Consider the following 18,594-nt stretch of genomic DNA (forward strand, 5'->3'; position numbering starts at 1 on the left):
ACCGATCCGATTCGGTGGTCAACACAGCAAGAGTCCGCATGTAATGCATCGCGTTTCTATTGAGCGTTGTACTTGCTGGCGCAATTAGCGCAGAGGTGCCACGTTCAAGCTACACAGAATCCGCGAAATAGGTGACACAAATAAAAAATTATCCAGCGTAACTTGTTGATTTTGTTTAACTAAGTCGGCACGTTGCAGTTCATGCCGAGCAGCTGGCACATGACTTACTCTTTCTCTTGCCGGATCGCTGGGCGTTTGCCGATCTTGACCTGCACTTCGACGATGCTCTTGTCGCGGCGCAGGCGGAAACTGGCGCGTTCGTCGGGTTTCAGGGCTGCGATCAGATCAAGCATGATCTGCGGATCTTTGACCGGTTTTCCGCTGACGGTGAGCAGGACGTCACCGGGCCGGACGCCGGCGGCATCGGCCGGGCTGCCGCGCATGACGCCGGCGATCAGGGCGCCCTCGGTGTCGGGCAGGCCAAAGGACTCGGCTAGTTCAGGAGTGATTTCCTGGGCTTCGACACCGATCCAGCCGCGCGTTACCGCGCCGTTCTGGATGATTTGTTCCATGATGTTGCGGGCGCTGGCGGCCGGGATGGCGAAACCGATGCCGTGATTGCCGCCGGTGCGCGAATAAATCGCGGTGTTGATGCCGACCAGGTTGCCGTTCACATCGACCAGGGCGCCACCCGAGTTGCCCGGATTGATCGCGGCATCGGTCTGGATGAAGTTCTCGAAGGTGTTGATGCCAAGGTGCGAACGGCCGAGTGCCGAGACGATGCCCATGGTCACCGTCTGGCCTACGCCGAAGGGATTGCCGATGGCGAGCACGACATCGCCGATGCGCAAGCCGTCCGGCTGGGCAAAGGTGACGGTCGGCAGCTTGTCGGCCTTGATCTGCAGGACGGCCAAGTCGGACTCGGGATCGCTGCCGATGACGCGGGCCTTGTAGGTCTTGCTGTCATTGAGCGAAACCTGGATGTCGTCGGCGGCTTCGACAACATGGTAATTGGTCAGGATGTAGCCGTTCGGGCTGACGATGACACCGGAACCGAGACCGGAGTTTTTCTGCTCCTGGCCTTCCGGGCGTTCACCGAAGAAGTGACGGAAGATCGGGTCGTCGAACAGCGGATGATTCTGCTGCTTGATCTTCTGGGTGGTGTAGATATGGACGACGGAGGGCAAGGCGGCGCGCGCCGCATCACGGTAGGAGCCGCTCGGCATGCCTTTGCCGTCGGCGTTGCCGGATGCCGATTCACGCAGCGCGACGACGGTTGGCGACTGGTGCAGCCATTCCGGTTTCAACGTTGTAAGCACGAACAGAACAGCGACCGCAACGGTTACCGTTTGTGCAAAAATCAGCCACAACCTGTGCATGAAAGACCGTATCTATGAAACGCGAAGAACTGGTTAGCTATCTGGATGAGCTGCTGGAGCCCGGAAAGTTCCGGGATTATTGCCCAAATGGCCTACAAGTGGAAGGACGCGACGAAGTCCGCTGCATCGTAACCGGCGTCACGGCCAGCCAGGCCTTGCTCGATACTGCAGTGGCGCGCGGCGCCGATACCATTCTGGTCCATCACGGTTATTTCTGGAAAGGCGAGGATGGCCGGGTGACCGGCATGCGCCGCCGCCGTCTCGGGGCGCTGATCGAACATGACATCAACCTGCTGGCCTACCACCTGCCGCTCGATGCCCATCCCGAGCTGGGCAATAACGCGCAGTTGGCGGCTCGCTTGGGCTGGCTGGCCGACGGGCGTTTCGGCGAACAGGATATCGCCTGGCAAGGCGCGTTGGCTGAACCGACCGAGCTGGCCGTCCTGGCCGCCAAGGCGGCCCAGGCGCTTGGCCGGACGCCGCTGGTGATTGGCGATCCGGTGCGGCCGATTCGCCGGATTGCCTGGTGCTCCGGCGGCGCACAGGGGTATTTCGAGCAGGCGATAGCGTTGGGGGTCGATGCCTTCCTGTCGGGCGAAATCTCGGAACAGACCGTCCATCTTGCCCGCGAAAGCGGCGTGGCCTATCTCGCCGCCGGCCACCATGCAACCGAGCGCGGTGGTGTCATGGCCCTGGCCGGGCACCTGGCCGAGCGCTTTGGCCTGAACTGCGAATTCGTCGATGTGGACAACCCGGTTTAAGCCGGGCGCTTCAGTCCGTAGCCTTCTTCGAGGACCCGCATCAGAAGCGCGATCTCTTCGATGACTTCGAGCGGGAAGCCGCTACGTTGACCGGCGCGATTCTGATGAACCAGTTCGAACAGGTAATCAAGGCATTCCTGGGTGCCCCAGCTATTGCCCGCCCGCCAGACGATGTGCGCGTAGTCTTCGAGTGATTTGAGGCCGGAGACCGGGGTTGTCGAATCTTCCCAGGTCGGGACGTTGACATTGAATTTTTGGCGCATCTTTGTTGCCAGGCTGTTGAACTCGGCGTGCATGTCGCCACGACGATAGAGATCGAGCAGCATGGTCCACGGCTGAATGTTGGTCGGCGAATTCTCCTCGATGTGCTGGGCCAGCGTTTCCGCCGCGCCGCGCACCCGCCCGAAGGACAGCATGATCTCGGCCAGTTCAAGCGCGGAATCGCCTTCGTTTAGATTGACGTCGAATGTTTCGTTCTTCCTGAAATCGGACATTGCCGCGTCAAGGGGGATGTCGACCGCAACGGTTGCCGGGCGCACCGGTTCGCTGGCCGGCGCGGATGGCGTTTTTTGCGGGGGCGGCACAACCTTGGCGGCGGGCTTCCCGGGCTGGGTTTCCGGGGGTGAAACGGTCATCGCCAGCGGAATCTCGTCGTTGTTCGAGCGGCGATTCCGGCCCAGGATGTGGGCCAGCCCGGCTGCAATGCCGCCGCCGACCAGCGCGCTGATCAGCAATTCAAGCCAGTTGTCCTGCGTCGAGCGCTCAGGCTTGGCCGGCGTCGCCACGGCTGCCGGGACGGCCGGCGGCGTTTGCGCCGCCTGTGCTGCCTGGAGTTTGTGCTGGGCCGACAAGGCTTCGGTGGTCAGCGCCAGGGCGTTGTTCAGCTTGTCGACTTCCTGGTCGAGCAGATGCAGCGTCATTTCCAGCTTGAGCATGCGTTCTTCCATCTGGCTCAGGCTGGCGGGTGTGGCTTTTTCGCCCGGTTTCAGGTCGTCCGGCGGCGTGCCGAGAATGACCCGATCGGTGCCGCCGCTGGCCGGCTTGGCCGAGGGGGCGCTGGGCGCCGTCCTCTTCGGACGCGGCGCCGGCGCTTCGCCTGCTGCGGCGTTCTGCGGTGCTAACGGCGGCTCGGTGTCGGCAGTGCGCCTGGTCGGCATGCGCTCGCGCAACTTGGGAATTTGTACCGGCGTGCCTTCGAGCAGGGGGGCATCCGGCGAGATATCGGGATTGGCCCGCAGCATCGCGACCAGCAAGCGACGCTGTGCGGCGGCGCTGGCCGGGGCTTGCGATTCGGCAATGCCTGCCAGGGTGTCGCCATCACGGGCACGCCATTCACGGGAATTGCCAGTTTTTCTCGGGGATGTAGTTGCGGCGGCCACGGGCAGTTCGCGGTCGACTTCGGCCAGCATTATCGGTGCTGCCGGCATCAGCACGTAGTCGCGCTGCAGGTCCGCGCCGCAATTGGCGCGCAGGCCGACCATGAACACCGGTTCGGCAATCGGCCGGGTGCCGGTGATCAGCAGGCGATAGTTCGCGCCATTGCGGACCAGCCGGGTCCGGGCAGCGGTAACGACGGGCAGGTCCGAGCCGGGCAGCGGGGCAAGGGAAAAGCAGACCGTGTCGATTTCCTCGCCGGCCCTGGTCAGAACCGGAACCTCCGCCCTTAAAGGCTCGCCGACCCGTGAATGCAAGGTGATTTCACCAAATCCGACGGCGTTGGCCACGCTTGAGAACAGGGCTGCGCTTAGTGCGCTGAGATGGAGTGCTCTGGAATTCATGGGGGCCTTTGTGTTACTCGTTAACTTCGTCAGATATGGCAAAACTGTAACACTGCGCTGGCGCACCCATGGTGAAATATTGCACACTCCTGCTTGTGATCAACCCCCAGCGAATTGCCCGATGACTTTCGTATTTTCACCCAGTCCCGTTACCGCGCTTCCTGTTGCCGGAACCGCCAGCCGCTTCCCGGTTCGCCGCATTTTTTGCGTCGGCCGCAACTATGCCGATCATGCCCGCGAGATGGGCGCCGCCGATCAGGCCGAGGGGCGCGAGCCGCCGTTCTTCTTCATGAAACCGGCCGATGCGATGGTCAGCGGCGAGGGCGAGATCAGCGTTGCCTATCCGCCGCTTACCAAAAATCTGCATCATGAGGTCGAAATGATCGTCGCGCTGGGGGCGGGGGGAGCGAACGTTGCGGTAGAGGCGGCCAAAGACCTGATTTTCGGCTACGCCGTCGGGCTTGACCTGACGCGCCGGGATATCCAGGGCCGGGCCAAGGAAAAAGGCCATCCGTGGGATATGGGCAAAGGCTTCGATCAGTCGGCGGTGGCCGGCGTGATTAGTCCGGTGGCCGAGGCCGGTCATCCTGAACACGGGCGTATCTGGCTGAGCGTCAATGGCCAGATGCGGCAGGATGGCGATTTGTCGGCGATGCTCTGGAAGGTCGCCGACATCATCGCCAACCTGTCCACGATGGTCCGCCTCGAGGCCGGCGACCTGATCTATACCGGCACGCCGGCCGGCGTCGGGCCGATCGTTACCGGCGATGTGCTGGAAGCGGGCGTCGACGGCGTTGGTACGCTGCGCGCCCGGATCGTCTAGCTGCCGCTATTTCGGCCGTTTGTCGATGACGCGTTTGGCCTTGCCGATCGAGCGTTCGATGCCGCCGATTTCGACCACGTCGATGCGAGCTGAAATGCCGATGTAGGACTTGATGTGGTGCTGCAGGTCGTGCGCCACGAACTCCTTCTCGGCATTGCTGGTGAACTCGAATTCGGGCTTCAGTTCGACATTTACCTTCATCGTGTCGAGGTGGCCGTCGCGACTGATTTCCAGCACGTAATGCGGCGACAGCTTGGGCTGCTTGAGGATCAGTTCCTCGATCTGCGACGGGAAGACGTTGACCCCGCGGATAATCAGCATGTCGTCCGAGCGGCCGGTAATCTTGCCGATCCGCCGCATCGAACGGGCGGTCGGCGGCAGCAGCCGGGTCAGGTCGCGGGTCCGGTAGCGGATGACCGGCATCGCTTCCTTGGTCAGCGAGGTGAACACCAGTTCGCCTTCGCTGCCTTCGGGCAGCACTTCGCCGGTCAGCGGGTCAATGATTTCGGCGTAGAAATGGTCTTCCCAGATCACCGGGCCGTCCTTGGTCTCAGCGCATTCGTTGGCGACGCCCGGGCCGATCACTTCCGACAGGCCGTAGATATCGATGGCGTCGATCGCGAAAGCCTTCTCGATCTCGCCGCGCATGGCGTCGGTCCAGGGTTCGGCGCCGTGGATGCCGATACGCAGGGCGGTGCTTTTCGGGTCGATGCCCTGGCGATGGAATTCGTCGGCGATATTCAGCATGTAGGACGGGGTGACCATGATGATGTTCGGCTTGAAGTCGCAGATCAGCTGAACCTGCTTCTCGGTCTGGCCGCCGGACATCGGGATCACCGTGCAGCCCAGTCGCTCGGCGCCGTAATGGGCACCGAGACCGCCGGTGAACAGGCCGTAGCCGTAGGCGACATGGACGATGTCGCCGGGTCGGCCGCCGGCAGCGTAGATCGAGCGGGCAATCAGGTCGGCCCAGGTGTCGATGTCCTTCTGTGTGTAGCCGACCACCGTCGGCTTGCCGGTCGTGCCGCTCGAGGCATGGACGCGGACGACTTTTTCACGGGGGACGGCGAACATGCCGTAAGGGTAGTTGTCGCGCAGATCCTGCTTGGTGGTGAAGGGGAATCTGGCGAGGTCGGCCAGCGAGTGGAAATCCTCGGGGCGGACGCCGGCGGCATCGAATTTGGCCCGGTAGTGCGGCACATTGTCGTAAACGTGGTGCAGCGTCCATTTCAGACGTGCTGTCTGGAGCGCGATGATCTCGTCGCGACTGGCGGTTTCTATGGCGTGTAGGCCTTTTTTCATTGTTGACTCCCTCCTGAACCGGAGATTTTCGACCGGCCGGCCGGTCGGCTGCTTGAGCCAGATCAACTTGGCATGTTTTTGCCGGTCGGCCGGGCATGCGACAATCGCTCGATGCTTCTTGTCGTGGCCCGCGGGCTGCTTGCCCATACCTTTCCGATCCTGATCGCCCAGCTCGCCTCGGTCGGCATGATGGTGATCGATACCGCCGTCCTCGGCCATGTCAGTCCGCTTGATCTGGCGGCAGTCGCCATCGGCAGCGGCATTCATGTCTCGGTCGTTTTTGCGCTGGTCGGCATCCTCCAGGCGGTGGCGCCGGTCGTCGCCCACTTGCACGGCGCAAAGCGCGATGGCGAGGTGGCCGGCATTCTGCAGCAGGGTTTCTGGCTGGCCTTGCTGCTCAGTGTGCCGGGTGTGCTGTTGCTGACGCATCCCGACGCGGTGCTCGGCATGGCGGATATGGACGCCGCCGTGGCTGCCAAGGTCAGACAATATTTGGCCTGGCTTGCCTGGGGGCTGCCGGCGGCGTTGTGTTATCGGACCTTCTACGCTTTCTGCAATGCGCTGGGCAAACCGCGGGTGTTGATGGGGATCGGCATTTTTGCCCTCGGCCTGCATGCCCTGCTCGCCTGGGGGTTGGCGCTGCAGGGCTGGTTTGGCGAGCCGCTTGGCGTCGTCGGCTGTGCCTTGTCGAATATCCTGATCGGTTGGCTGGCCTGTCTGAGCGGCGCCGCCTATCTTGCCTGGGGACCGCTCGGCCGACGCTACCGGCCTTTCGCCAACTGGCAGTGGGTACGCTGGACGGTGTGGCGGGAACTGCTGCGCCTGGGCTTGCCGATGGGTTTGTCCAACCTGGTTGAAATAACCTCGTTCACCTTGATCAGCCTCTTCGTTGCGTCGTTGGGCGCGACCGTCGTCGCCGGTCACCGGATCATCGCCAATCTATCGGCGCTGACCTACATGCTGCCGCTGTCGCTCGCCATCGCCACCATGGCAGCCGTCGGGCAGGCGGTTGGCGGGCGCGACTGGCGGCGTGCCCATGCGACGATCAAGGCCGGCCTGTTGCTTGCGGCCGGCCTGTCGACCCTGGCCGGCCTTGGGCTCTGGCTGACGGCCGGGCCGCTGATCGCCGCCTATACCGATGATCCGGCGGTGCGGGCGGTGGCGCTTAGCCTGATTGCCTATGTCGCCATCTACCAGTTTTTCGATGCCTTGCAGACCGTTGCCGGTCATGTCCTGCGGGCCTATCGGGTGACTTTTCTGCCGATGCTGGTGCAGACCTTCTGCTTCTGGGGCGTCGGTTTGCTCGGTGGGGCCTGGCTCTGTTACAGGTGGCAGCCGCCGTTCGGCGTCGCCGGTTTCTGGCTGGCCGCGGTGATCGGGCTGATGTTCGCCGCCGCGCTGCTTTTGCCGTTGCTCTACAAGGCGGTTCGGGCCATCGAAAGCAGTCCGTAATTATGAATTTTGGCCAGCAATAAAAAATCCGGTCTGTGGTAAGATTTTGGGCTCAAACCGTTATAACAGGGCGGGGCCGGGGGACTGTATGGCTACCGCTTATTGCTCGCAACTCAACTAAACGCAAGGAAAGCGCATGAAAATTCACGAATATCAGGGCAAAACACTCCTGAAGAAATTCGGCGTTACGGTTCCGCGCGGGATCTTCTGTCTGTCCGTCGATGAAGCGGTCAAGGCAGCCGAGACCCTGGGCGGCAGTGTCTGGGTGGTCAAGGCCCAGATCCACGCCGGTGGCCGTGGCAAGGGTGGTGGCGTCAAGGTGGCGAAGTCGCTCGAGCAAGTGCGCGAGTACGCCAACCAGATCCTCGGCATGCAACTGGTCACGCACCAGACCGGCCCGGAAGGCCAGAAGGTTCGTCGCCTGCTGATCGAAGAAGGCGCCGATATCAAGCACGAGTACTACGTGGCTGCGCTGACCGATCGCGCGACCCAGTCCGTGGCGATGATGGCCTCCTCCGAAGGCGGCATGGACATCGAAGAAGTTGCCCACAACACCCCGGAAAAAATTCTCAAGGTTTTCATCAACCCGCTGGTTGGTCTGACCGACGAACAAGCCATGACCCTGGTTGCCGGTATCGGCATTCCGGCCGCTTCGCAGGCACAAGCCGTTGAAGCGCTCAAGGGCCTGTACAACTGCTACATGGAAACCGATGCTTCGCTGGCGGAAATCAACCCGCTGATCCTCGAAGGCAACGGCAACATCAAGGCGCTGGACGCCAAGTTCAACTTCGACGCCAACGCCCTGTACCGTCAGCCGGAAATCGTTGCCTTCCGCGATCTCGACGAAGAAGATGCCGACGAAATCGAAGCATCCAAGTTCGATCTGGCCTACATCTCGCTCGACGGTAACATCGGCTGCCTGGTGAACGGTGCCGGTCTGGCCATGGCCACGATGGACACCATCAAGCTGTTTGGCGCCGAGCCGGCCAACTTCCTCGACGTCGGCGGTGGTGCGACGACCGAGAAGGTCACCGAAGCCTTCAAGATCATGCTCAAGAATCCTGACGTCAAGGGCATTCTGGTCAACATCTTCGGCGGCATCATGAAGTGCGACACCATTGCTGCCGGCGTCGTCGCCGCGGCCAAGGAAACCCATCTGTCGGTGCCGCTCGTCGTGCGCATGAAGGGTACCAATGAAGACATGGGCAAGCAGATCCTGAAGGATTCCGGTCTGCCGATCATTTCTGCCGATTCCATGGCCGAGGCCGCCACCAAGATCGTTGCTGCGGTCAAGTAAGGAGCTATTGAATGTCCATTTTCATCAATAAAGACACCAAAGTTATCACCCAGGGCATTACCGGCAAGACCGGTCAGTTCCATACGGAAAAGTGCCAGGAATACGCCAACGGCAAGAACTGCTTCGTCGCCGGCGTGAATCCGAAGAAGGCTGGCGAATCCATCTTCAACATTCCTATCTACGCTTCGGTCAAGGAAGCCGCCGCCGAAACCGGTGCCACCGTTTCCGTGATCTACGTGCCGCCCCCGGGCGCCGCCGCCGCGATCTGGGAAGCCGTTGAAGCCGACCTCGATCTGGCCATCTGCATCACCGAAGGCATCCCGGTCCGCGACATGCTGATCCTGCGCAACAAGATGAAGGAAAAGGAAGCCAAGGGCGGCAAGAAGACCCTGCTGCTCGGGCCGAACTGTCCTGGTTTGATCACGCCGGACGAAATCAAGATCGGCATCATGCCGGGTCACATCCACCGCAAGGGTCGGATCGGCGTCGTTTCCCGCTCCGGCACCTTGACCTACGAAGCCGTCGGCCAGTTGACCGAAATCGGTTTGGGCCAGTCGTCGGCGGTCGGTATCGGTGGCGATCCGATCAACGGTCTGAAGCACATCGACGTGATGAAGGCTTTCAACGACGACCCGGATACCGATGCGGTCATCATGATCGGCGAAATCGGCGGTCCGGACGAAGCTGAAGCTGCCATGTGGTGCAAGGACAACATGAAGAAGCCGATCGTCGGCTTCATCGCTGGTGTCACGGCTCCGGCCGGCAAGCGCATGGGCCATGCCGGCGCCCTGATTTCCGGCGGTGCCGATACGGCTGATGCCAAGCTGGAAATCATGGAAGCCTGCGGTTTCACCGTGACGCGCAATCCGTCTGAAATGGCCAAGCTGCTCAAGGCCTTGCTGTAAAATTCGAGCCTTGCTCAACCAAAAAGGCGGGCTGCGTGCTCGCCTTTTTTTCGTCTGATGGTTTATGGAACTTGACTTAACTTCTAGCCTCTTCTGGATTGCCGTTGGCCAGATCATCCTGATCGACATCGTGCTGTCGGGTGACAACGCCGTAGTCATCGCGCTGGCCTGTCGCAATCTGTCGCCGGAACAGCGCCGGACCGGCCTCTTCTGGGGCGTTACCGGCGCGGTCAGCCTGCGTGTCGTGCTGACCGTCTTCGCCGCGCTGGTGATGAACCTGCCCTGGCTGAAACTGGTCGGCGGACTCCTGCTGCTGTGGATTGCCGTCAAACTGATGCTGCCCGAGGAAGAGGACGGTCATGACATCAAGGCTTCGGGCAATCTCTGGGGGGCGGTCAAGACCATCATCGTCGCCGATTTCGTGATGAGCCTGGATAACGTCATTGGGGTGGCCGGGGCGGCGCATGGCAGTCTGGCCCTGCTGTTCTTCGGGCTGGCGGTCAGCATTCCGTTGATCGTCTGGTCGAGCCAGCTGATTCTGCACTGGATGGAGCGGTTTCCGTCCATCGTGCTGTTTGGCGCCGGCCTGCTTGGCTATGTCGCCGGACAAATGATCTTCTCCGACCCGGGCGTCATCCAATTACTGCCGCCGCTGCCGGCCTGGTCGGCCAAGGCGGCCGGAGCGGTTGGCGCCGTGCTGGTCGTTGGTCTCGGTCGCTGGCTGGAGCAGCGTCTGCTGGCCAGGCAGGATGTGACCATCGTTTAAGGAGTCGTGCTATGGCCTTGTTTCTTTCGGAAGATGACGTAAAAAAACTGTTGACGGTAGCGATGGCGATGGAGGCTGTCGAGTCGGCGCATCGCGACCTGGCGTTGGGTTTGGCGCTCGACACGCCGCGTGCCCGCAGCCGCCTGCCGCAGACCGTGCTGCATATTTTGCAGGGGGCGCTGCCGGCGCAAGGGGTTATCGGCTACAAGGCCTATACCAGCAATCGCAGTGGCAACCGCTTCCTGGTTCACCTGTTCGATGCGGCCAGCGGCAGATTGCGGGCCGTGATCGAAGCCGACTATCTCGGCATGATCCGGACCGGAGCGGTCAGCGGCTTGGCCGCCAAATGGTTGGCCCGGCCCGATTCGACGGTGGCCGGTGTGTTCGGTGCCGGCTGGCAGGCCGAAGGCCATGTCCAGGCCATCTGCGCGGCGCTGCCGCTCGAGCGGGTCAAGGTGTTCAGCCGCCATGCCGACAAGTTGCAGGCTTTCTGCCAGCGCTTGAGCGAGCAGACCGGCGTTGCCGTGGTACCGGCGGTCAGCGCCGAGGAGACGGTGCGCGGCAGCGATCTGCTCGGCACCGTGACGACGGCTGCCCAGCCCTTGTTCGACGCCGAATGGCTGGAGGAGGGCGTGCATATCAATGCGGCGGGTTCGAATGCGCTGATCCGTCAGGAACTGTCGGAAGCTGCCGTCAAACGCTGCGCGCTGGTCGCCGTCGACAGCGTGCCGACCGCCGTGGCTGAAGCCGGAGATCTGCTGCCTTTGCTGGAAAAAGGCCGCTTGCATCCGCGTCAGCTGGTTGAACTCGGGGAAGTGATCGTCGGGCGTCATGCCGGCCGTACATCGGTCGAGCAAATCACCCTGTTCGAGTCGCAGGGCATGGCGATCCAGGATCTGGCCGTTGCCCTGCGGGTTCTCGCTGCGGCCGAAGCGGCGGGCCTGGGGCAGGAAATACCGATGCAATGAGGTTTGACCGGGGGAGCGAGTGGGCGTAAGAATATGCCCCGGCCGCATTGGCTCGTGATCCGACACTAAAAACAAGAGGGCGGGGGGATGGCGAAGGGCGTGTTCTGGAAGTCGGACTGGTTCCTCGGGGGGCTCGTTACCCTGCTGATGCTGACTGCCGTCCGCTCCGATCTCCTGGATGGCCTTGAACGCCAGGCTTACGACTTCGGTATGCAGGCCGCCAGTCGCGTCCCATCCGAGCGCATCGCGGTGATCGCCATCGACGACCGGAGCATTGCCCAGCTTGGTCCCTGGCCCTGGTCGCGGCAACTGCATGCCCGGCTTACCGATCGGCTGGCGGAGGTGCCGGCCAAGGTGATTGCCAATACCGTGTTGTTTTCCGAAGCGCAGCTCGATCCCGGTTACACCTATATCACCCGGCTGATCGACATCGCCAATCAGGCGGTAGCCGATGGGGCGGGTTTGGGGCCGGAAACCAAAAAAATAACGGCCGTACTGGCCGAGGCTGAAACAGCCCTCAATTCGGATCGCCAACTGGCGGATAGCTACGCCCGGGCCGGCAACGTTGTGTTGCCGGTGTCGTTTGAATTGGGCAAGGTGCCGGGGCATCCCACCCAGGCGTTACCCGGATTCCTGCTGTCGAACCGCCTGCCGCAGGTGGTCGAAGGGAAAGGGCACGCGTTGCCGGCGACACAGGTGCAGATGCCGCTTGCGACTCTGGGCGGCAAGGCGCTCGCCCTGGGGTTTCTGAACCGTACGCCGGATACCGACGGCAGCGTGCGGAGCGAGCCCTTGGTCGTCCAGTATTCCGACCAGTTCTACCCGGCGCTGTCGCTGATGATCGCGGCCCGGAGTCTCGATCTCGGTCCGGCCGACATCAAGGTCCGGCTCGGTGAGGCGGTGCGGCTCGGCAAGCTGCGGATCGCCACCGATGCCAGCACTCGGATGAACCCCTACTTCTACAGGGCCAGCGACGGACAGTCGGCGTTTCCGGTGGATTCCTTCGCCGATGTGCTGACTGGCAAGGTTCCGGCCAGCAAGTATGCCGGCAAGATCGTCCTGGTCGGGGTGACGGCTACCGGTCTGGCTGCTTCGCAGGCGCCGTCGATGGCGCCGGTGCTCGGCGTCGCCGATGCGGTATCGAGCATCCTGCAGGAGCACTTTTTCGTGACGCCGTCGTGGGGAATCTGGGCTAGCCTGGCCGCCCTGCTGGTCGTCGGTGTTTACCTCATTTTCGCGCTGCCCAAATTGGGGCGCTGGCAGGGCGCGCTGGCTACCCTGCTGCTTCTGCTGATCTTGTTCGGTAGCTATTTTTTTCTGATGCTCGGCGTCGGCCTGTGGATTCCGCTGATGGGGGCGGCCAGCCTGCTGGTGGTCGGTCACTTGCTGCTGGTCGCCAAGCGGTTTCTGCTGGGCGAGCGGCCAGCAGAAAAATCGGCGTTCGCCTCGGCAGAAGCGAACCGCATGCTGGGTCTGGCTTTTCAGGGCCAGGGGCAGCTCGACATGGCTTTTGAAAAATTCCGCAAATGTCCGCTGGATGATGGGCTGATGGAGAACATGTACAACCTGGCGCTCGATTACGAGCGCCAGCGCCAGTTTGCCAAGGCCGAGACGGTGTTTCGCACGATGGCCGAACACAACCCGACGTTCCGCGATATCCAGATGCGTCTCGGGCGGGCCAGACAGGGCTCGGCAATGGTGCCATTGGCCGATGCCGGTCCGCCGATTGTCGCGGGCGGGCAGCTCGACAAGCCGATGCTCGGTCGTTACGAATTGGAGAAGGAGCTGGGCAAGGGGGCGATGGGTGTGGTCTATCAGGGGCGCGATCCGCAGATCAACCGGGTCGTCGCCATCAAGACCATGGCGTTGGCCCAAGAGTTCGACGAAGACGAGCTGGCCGACGTCAAGCAGCGCTTTTTCCGCGAGGCCGAAACGGCGGGGCGGCTCAATCATCCGAATATCGTCACGATGTACGATGCCGGCGAAGCGCACGATCTGGCCTATATCGCCATGGAATTCCTGCAGGGCCGCGACCTGGTGGCACAGACCAAGCCGGCCGCGCTGCTGCCCTTGCCGACGGTCCTGTCGATCATAGCCCGCGTCGCCGATGCGCTGGATTACGCGCATGGCCAGCAGGTCGTCCATCGCGACATCAAGCCGGCCAACATCATGTACGAAGCGGCGAGCGACCAGGTCAAGGTGACCGATTTCGGCATTGCCCGGATCACCGATTCGTCGCGCACCAAGACCGGCATGGTGCTCGGTACGCCCTCCTACATGTCGCCCGAACAACTCGCCGGGAAGAAAATCGATGGTCGTTCCGACCTCTTTTCGCTGGGTGTCACCTTGTACCAGATGTCCTGCGGACAACTGCCGTTTGTCGGCGAGTCGCTGGCCCAGTTGATGTACAAGATCACCAACGAGGCGCCAACGGATATTCTGAGCATTGATCCTGCCTTACCGAGCAGCGTGGTGGCGGTGATCGCTCGGGCGCTGAACAAGAATGTTGCGGAGCGCTATCAACGCGGAGCCGAAATGGCCGCCGATCTGCGCGCCTGCATTGACCAATTGGCAGCACAGGCTGCCCGATCACCGGCTGTGAGGGATACCTGAAATGAAGCTCGCCGACGCTCTGGAGGTGGTGGCTCGCACCGATCCGGGAAGGGTCCGTTCGCATAATGAAGATGCGTTGTTTGCCGATGCCGGGTTGGGCATCGCCATCCTGGCCGATGGCATGGGCGGCTATAACGCCGGAGAAGTGGCCAGCGGCATGGCGACCACCTTGCTTTCGAGCAATTTCGCCTGTTTCATTCCGACACAAAGCGCCCGATCGGCCGCTTTGTGCGATGCCAGCTTTGCCGAACAGCACATTGCCCGGGAAGTTCTGCTGGCCAATGCAGCCATCTTCAATGCCGCGCAAAGACAGCCGCAATATGCCGGGATGGGGACGACTCTGGTGCTCGCTTGGTTTTACGACAACCGGATGAGTGTTGCCCATGTCGGGGATTCGCGTCTGTATCGCCTGCGCGGTGAGTCCTTCGAGCAATTAACCAAGGATCATTCCCTTTTGCAGGAGCAGCTTGATAGTGGCATGATTACCGCCGAAGAAGCGCGCTATTCGCAAAACAAGAATCTGGTGACGCGGGCGCTTGGTGTCGATCACGATGTCGACACGGAAATTCATGATTACGAACTGCAGGCCGGCGATATCGTGCTGCTTTGTTCGGACGGTTTGAACGACATGGTCGAGGATGATGAAATCGCGCTCACGCTGCAAACGCTGGGCGGCAATCTGACACTGGCTGCGGAACAGTTGGTGCAGATGGCCAATGACAACGGCGGGCGCGATAATGTCTCGGTAATTCTGGTCAAGGTGCGGGGCGACTATTCTTCGCCCAGGGGGTGGTGGCAAAAGCTGCTGGCCCGCTTGAAGTAAAACGAGGATGGCAAGAGATGGCAAAACTGATCCTTTCGATGGATGGACTGGTGCTCAAGGAAATTCAGCTCAACAAGGAGCGCCTGAGCATTGGTCGCAAGCCGCATAACGATATCCAGATCGACAACCTTGCCATTTCCGGCGAGCATGCCGTGGTGGTGACGATCCTCAACGACTCCTTCCTTGAGGATCTGAACAGCACCAACGGCACGCTGGTCAACGGCCAGCCGGTCAAGAAACACATCCTGCGCAACAACGATGTCATCGAACTGGGCAAGTACAAGCTCAAGTACATGAGCGATTCGCAGGCCGGGGCGGCCGCCGGTGATTTCGACAAGAATGCGCTGATGCGCTCGGCCATGGCCAAGCTGCCCAGCGAGATGCAACTCGCGCCGACCGGCTCGCCGACCCGCTCCAACCTTGGCGTGCCGCCGCCTCCGCCGGCCCCGAGCATTCCGGCCGCTGCCATCCAGCTGTTGAGCGGCCCGAATGCCGGCAAGGAGCTCGAACTGACCAAAACCCTGACGACGCTGGGCAAGCCCGGTTTGCAGGTGGCGGTGATCGCCAGGCGGCCGCATGGCTACTTCATCACACACGTCGAAGGTCGGCAGTTTCCCGTGGTGAACGGCACAGCGCTCGACGCCCAGGCTCACCCGCTGGGCGACCACGATGTGATCGAAATCGCCGGAATCAAGATGGAATTTTTTCTCAAAGCCTGAGGTCGGTTGCCCAGTGACGCCGGCGTGAAAAAGCCTCTGGTCCGCTTCATCCTCGGCGCGTTATGTGTATTGCTGATGCTCGGTCACGCCGGGCAGCTGTGGCAGATTCCCTTCGTCACCGCCCTTGAGGCCTATCTCTACGATGTGCGGGTCCGGCTGGCCATGCCGGATACCGTCGATCAGCGGGTTGTCATCGTCGATATCGACGAGCGCAGCCTGGGCGAAGTCGGGCACTGGCCGTGGGGACGCAATGTCCTGGCGGAACTGGTCAATCGCCTGTACGAGGATTACCAGGTTGCCGTGCTCGGTTTCGATGTGGTTTTTGCCGAGCCCGATGAAAGCTCGGGCCTCAAGGTGCTGGAGCGCGTCGGGCGGCAGCAGTTGAAAGGCGAGGCCGGGTTTCAGCGAACCTTGGCCGAATTGCGGCACAGTCTCGACTATGACCAGTTGTTTGCCGACAGCTTGCGCGGTCGCCCGGTCGTCCTCGGCTACTACTTTTCCGGGGCGAGCAGCGCCCAGCAGGCAGGGGCTTTGCCGCCGCCGGCATTTCCGGCCGGCAGTTTCGCCGACTCCGGCACTTCCTTCGTCAGCTGGGACGGGTTTGGGGCGAATCTGCCGCTCCTCCAGAAGGCCGCGGCGAGCGCCGGGCACTTCAATCCGGTAGTCGATTTCGATGGCAGTTCACGGCGCATCCCGCTGATCGTCGAGTTCAAGGGCGCCTATTACGAGGCGCTCTCGCTGGCGGTGGTGCGCACCCTGCTCGGCAACGCCAGGCTGACACCGGGGTCTGCGGCGGGGCAGAAAAGGATCGCCTGGTTTGATCTCGAAGGCGAGCGGGGCAGCCTGCGCATTCCGGTCGACGAGAATGCCGCGGCCCTGATTCCCTATCGCGGTTACCAACGCAGTTTTCCCTACTTTTCCGCTGTCGATATCTTGAAGGGGCGGGTTGCCGCCGAGCATCTGGCGGGCCGCATCGTCTTGATCGGCACCACCGCTCCGGGACTGATGGACCTGCGATCGACACCGGTCGGCGGGGCTTATCCCGGCGTCGAGGCGCACGCCAACCTGATTGTCGGCATGCTGGCTGGGACGATTAAGGAAAGGCCGGGCGACGGGCCGGGCCTCGAGGCGCTGCAGATAGTGCTGTTGGGTGGCATGCTGGCCGCCCTGTTGCCGCTGCTTTCGCCGCGCCGGGCGACGGCGCTGGCCGGCGGGATGCTGGTCGCCACGCTGGCGATCAACCTGTGGTTGTGGACCTCGGTCAATCTGGTGCTGCCGTTGGCGGCCAGCGTGTTGCTGATCGTCTTGCTCTATGGGCTGAATATGTCCTGGGGATACTTCGTCGAATCGCGGACGAAGCGCCAAGTTACCGAGTTGTTCGGGCAATACGTGCCGCCGGAGCTGGTCGATGAAATGGTCAAGGACCCGGAAAGCTACAGCATGGAAGGGCGCAACGCCGAACTCACCGTGCTCTTCGCCGATATCCGTGGCTTCACCTCTTTGTCCGAGGGCATGGACCCGAAAGAGCTGACGCGCCTGATGAACGATTACCTCGGCGCGATGACCGATGTCATCCGCGCCCATCGCGGGACCCTCGACAAGTACATCGGCGACGCCATCATGGCATTCTGGGGTGCGCCGGTCGGTGATGCGGAAAATGCCCGTCACGCCGTGCTGGCGGCGCTTGGCATGCAGCGCGCAGTAAAAGCCTTGGCCGCATCCTTCCAGGCGCGTGGCTGGCCGGAACTGAAGATCGGCATTGGCATCAATACGGGAATGATGACGGTCGGCGATATGGGCTCGCCGGTGCGCAAAGCCTATACGGTAATGGGTGATCCGGTGAATCTGGCGTCCCGCCTTGAAGGCATCACCAAGGAGTACGGCGTCGGCATTGTCGTGGGCGAACTGACGCGTGTGCACGTCGGCGATGTCACGTTCCGCGAACTCGATCTCGTCAAGGTCAAAGGTAAGGATGAGCCGGTGAGCATCCATGAGCCGCTCGGACTGACCGCCGAATTGCCGCCGACGGTGCGCGATGAGCTGAAACTGTGGCAACATGTTCTGCACCTGTATCGTGCGCGGGATTGGGACCAGGCCGAACGCTTGCTCGACGATTTGGCCCAACGTTCGCCGGGTTGTCGTCTTTATTCGCTCTACGCCGAACGGATCGTTGCCTGGCGGGCTAATCCACCGGCCGAATCCTGGGGCGGTGTCACCATTTACCAGACCAAATAGACATGAAGCTGCGCGTTCTTGGATGTAGTGGCGGAATCGGCGGCCGGCACCTGCGGACCACGTCGTTGCTCGTCGATCATGACATATTGATCGATGCCGGCACGGGGGTCGCCGACCTGTCGATTGGCGAGCTGGCGGTGATTGATCATGTCTTTCTCACCCACTCGCATCTCGATCACATTGCTTCCTTGCCGTTGATGATCGATACGGTGGCTGATCGCCGCCACACGCCGCTGACGGTTTACGGCAGCGCCGCGGTTCTCGACATCCTGCGCCGCCACATTTTCAACTGGGCGATCTGGCCGGACTTCGCCGAGGTGCCGAATGCCGATACGCCGTTAATGCGCTATCAGGCGATCGAGCTCGGCCAGGTCATCACGCTGGATGGTCGCCGCATTACGGCCCTGCCGGCTGAACACACGGTGCCGGCCGTCGGCTACCACCTCGACTCCGGTGCCGCCAGTCTGGTTTTCTCAGGCGATACGGGGATTTGCGATCCCTTCTGGCACGCCGTCAATCGCGTTGCCAATTTGAAGCACCTGATCATCGAATGCGCCTTTTCCAACCGCGAACAGCGCCTGGCAGAACTTTCCAAGCATCTCTGCCCGGACATGTTGGCGGCCGAGCTGCAGAAACTGGAGCGCGCCTGCGAAATCCACATCACCCACCTGAAGCCGGGGCAAATCGAGCTGACCATGGAGGAGATCGAGCGTTGTCTCGGTAATTTCAAGCCCCGGATGTTGCAGAATAACCAGGTTTTGGAGTTTTAGAAG

15 protein-coding genes are annotated in these 18,594 nt (G+C 61.9%); 12 read left to right on the plus strand and 3 right to left on the minus strand.

Translation table 11 applies throughout. The features are described 5' to 3' along the window. Nucleotides 1–224: 224 nt before the first annotated feature. The gene (locus tag KI611_RS04230) at nt 225–1,379 is read right to left on the minus strand and encodes a Do family serine endopeptidase (RefSeq protein ID WP_226418589.1); all 1,155 of its coding nucleotides are present in this window, start codon (nt 1,377–1,379) and stop codon (nt 225–227) included. Nucleotides 1,380–1,393: 14 nt separating this feature from the next. Here KI611_RS04230 and KI611_RS04235 point away from each other — a divergent pair, with 14 nt between their 5' ends. Further along, complete coding sequence (locus tag KI611_RS04235; protein ID WP_226418590.1) at nt 1,394–2,140, plus strand: Nif3-like dinuclear metal center hexameric protein; 747 nt, start codon at nt 1,394–1,396, stop codon at nt 2,138–2,140. On the opposite strand, the gene KI611_RS04240 is transcribed toward KI611_RS04235, so the two are convergent. Further along, entirely contained in the window at nt 2,137–3,918 is a 1,782-nt protein-coding gene (locus KI611_RS04240) for a FimV family protein (RefSeq protein WP_226418591.1), read from the minus strand. The two genes, KI611_RS04235 and KI611_RS04240, sit on opposite strands and share 4 nt — an antisense overlap. Before the next feature lie 121 nt (nt 3,919–4,039). On the opposite strand from KI611_RS04240, the gene KI611_RS04245 reads away from it, so the two are divergent. Then, the gene (locus tag KI611_RS04245) at nt 4,040–4,741 is read left to right on the plus strand and encodes a fumarylacetoacetate hydrolase family protein (RefSeq protein ID WP_226418592.1); all 702 of its coding nucleotides are present in this window, start codon (nt 4,040–4,042) and stop codon (nt 4,739–4,741) included. A 6-nt stretch (nt 4,742–4,747) separates the two neighbouring features. Here KI611_RS04245 and paaK read toward each other — a convergent pair whose 3' ends face one another. After that, complete coding sequence (paaK, locus tag KI611_RS04250; protein WP_226418593.1) at nt 4,748–6,043, minus strand: phenylacetate--CoA ligase PaaK; 1,296 nt, start codon at nt 6,041–6,043, stop codon at nt 4,748–4,750. 72 nt (nt 6,044–6,115) lie between these two features. Here paaK and KI611_RS04255 point away from each other — a divergent pair, with 72 nt between their 5' ends. The 10 genes from KI611_RS04255 to KI611_RS04300 all read left to right on the plus strand — a co-directional run bounded on the left by KI611_RS04255 (nt 6,116) and on the right by KI611_RS04300 (nt 18,591). Beyond that, complete coding sequence (locus tag KI611_RS04255; protein ID WP_226418594.1) at nt 6,116–7,495, plus strand: MATE family efflux transporter; 1,380 nt, start codon at nt 6,116–6,118, stop codon at nt 7,493–7,495. A gap of 136 nt (nt 7,496–7,631) precedes the next feature. Further along, on the plus strand, nt 7,632–8,792 hold the full coding sequence (sucC, locus tag KI611_RS04260; RefSeq protein WP_226418595.1) for an ADP-forming succinate--CoA ligase subunit beta: 1,161 nt from the start codon (nt 7,632–7,634) through the stop codon (nt 8,790–8,792). 11 nt (nt 8,793–8,803) lie between these two features. Beyond that, the gene (gene sucD / locus KI611_RS04265; protein WP_226418596.1) at nt 8,804–9,697 is read left to right on the plus strand and encodes a succinate--CoA ligase subunit alpha; all 894 of its coding nucleotides are present in this window, start codon (nt 8,804–8,806) and stop codon (nt 9,695–9,697) included. A 64-nt stretch (nt 9,698–9,761) separates the two neighbouring features. Continuing rightward, nucleotides 9,762–10,463: a TerC family protein gene (locus KI611_RS04270; RefSeq protein ID WP_226418597.1), complete on the plus strand. Its 702-nt coding sequence runs from the start codon at nt 9,762–9,764 to the stop codon at nt 10,461–10,463. An 11-nt stretch (nt 10,464–10,474) separates the two neighbouring features. Then, a complete protein-coding gene (locus KI611_RS04275) occupies nt 10,475–11,431 on the plus strand; it encodes an ornithine cyclodeaminase family protein (protein WP_226418598.1) in 957 nt (318 codons plus the stop codon). A gap of 99 nt (nt 11,432–11,530) precedes the next feature. After that, nucleotides 11,531–14,044 (plus strand): CHASE2 domain-containing serine/threonine-protein kinase, encoded by a 2,514-nt coding sequence (locus KI611_RS04280; RefSeq protein WP_226418599.1) that lies wholly within the window; start codon nt 11,531–11,533, stop codon nt 14,042–14,044. A gap of 1 nt (nt 14,045) precedes the next feature. Continuing rightward, nucleotides 14,046–14,867, plus strand: a complete 822-nt coding sequence (locus KI611_RS04285; RefSeq protein WP_226418600.1) for a Stp1/IreP family PP2C-type Ser/Thr phosphatase — start codon at nt 14,046–14,048, stop codon at nt 14,865–14,867. A gap of 17 nt (nt 14,868–14,884) precedes the next feature. Next, nucleotides 14,885–15,586 carry an FHA domain-containing protein gene (locus KI611_RS04290; RefSeq protein WP_226418601.1) on the plus strand — a complete coding sequence of 234 codons (702 nt, stop codon included), beginning with the start codon at nt 14,885–14,887 and terminating at the stop codon, nt 15,584–15,586. A 24-nt stretch (nt 15,587–15,610) separates the two neighbouring features. Further along, complete coding sequence (locus KI611_RS04295; protein WP_226418602.1) at nt 15,611–17,821, plus strand: CHASE2 domain-containing protein; 2,211 nt, start codon at nt 15,611–15,613, stop codon at nt 17,819–17,821. Between the two features lie 2 nt (nt 17,822–17,823). Continuing rightward, nucleotides 17,824–18,591 (plus strand): 3',5'-cyclic-nucleotide phosphodiesterase, encoded by a 768-nt coding sequence (locus KI611_RS04300; protein WP_226418603.1) that lies wholly within the window; start codon nt 17,824–17,826, stop codon nt 18,589–18,591. The last annotated feature ends 3 nt before the right edge of the window (nt 18,592–18,594 follow it).

Origin of the sequence: Dechloromonas denitrificans (assembly GCF_020510685.1) — a bacterium.
GTDB lineage: Bacteria > Pseudomonadota > Gammaproteobacteria > Burkholderiales > Rhodocyclaceae > Azonexus > Azonexus denitrificans_A.

Coding starts and splice junctions, on each gene's coding strand:
- KI611_RS04230 (WP_226418589.1), bottom strand. CDS start 1,379: ATGCACAGGTTGTGGCTGATTTTTGCACAAACGGTAACCGTTGCGGTC.
- KI611_RS04235 (WP_226418590.1), top strand. CDS start 1,394: ATGAAACGCGAAGAACTGGTTAGCTATCTGGATGAGCTGCTGGAGCCC.
- KI611_RS04240 (WP_226418591.1), bottom strand. CDS start 3,918: ATGAATTCCAGAGCACTCCATCTCAGCGCACTAAGCGCAGCCCTGTTC.
- KI611_RS04245 (WP_226418592.1), top strand. CDS start 4,040: ATGACTTTCGTATTTTCACCCAGTCCCGTTACCGCGCTTCCTGTTGCC.
- paaK (WP_226418593.1), bottom strand. CDS start 6,043: ATGAAAAAAGGCCTACACGCCATAGAAACCGCCAGTCGCGACGAGATC.
- KI611_RS04255 (WP_226418594.1), top strand. CDS start 6,116: ATGTTTTTGCCGGTCGGCCGGGCATGCGACAATCGCTCGATGCTTCTT.
- sucC (WP_226418595.1), top strand. CDS start 7,632: ATGAAAATTCACGAATATCAGGGCAAAACACTCCTGAAGAAATTCGGC.
- sucD (WP_226418596.1), top strand. CDS start 8,804: ATGTCCATTTTCATCAATAAAGACACCAAAGTTATCACCCAGGGCATT.
- KI611_RS04270 (WP_226418597.1), top strand. CDS start 9,762: ATGGAACTTGACTTAACTTCTAGCCTCTTCTGGATTGCCGTTGGCCAG.
- KI611_RS04275 (WP_226418598.1), top strand. CDS start 10,475: ATGGCCTTGTTTCTTTCGGAAGATGACGTAAAAAAACTGTTGACGGTA.
- KI611_RS04285 (WP_226418600.1), top strand. CDS start 14,046: ATGAAGCTCGCCGACGCTCTGGAGGTGGTGGCTCGCACCGATCCGGGA.
- KI611_RS04290 (WP_226418601.1), top strand. CDS start 14,885: ATGGCAAAACTGATCCTTTCGATGGATGGACTGGTGCTCAAGGAAATT.
- KI611_RS04300 (WP_226418603.1), top strand. CDS start 17,824: ATGAAGCTGCGCGTTCTTGGATGTAGTGGCGGAATCGGCGGCCGGCAC.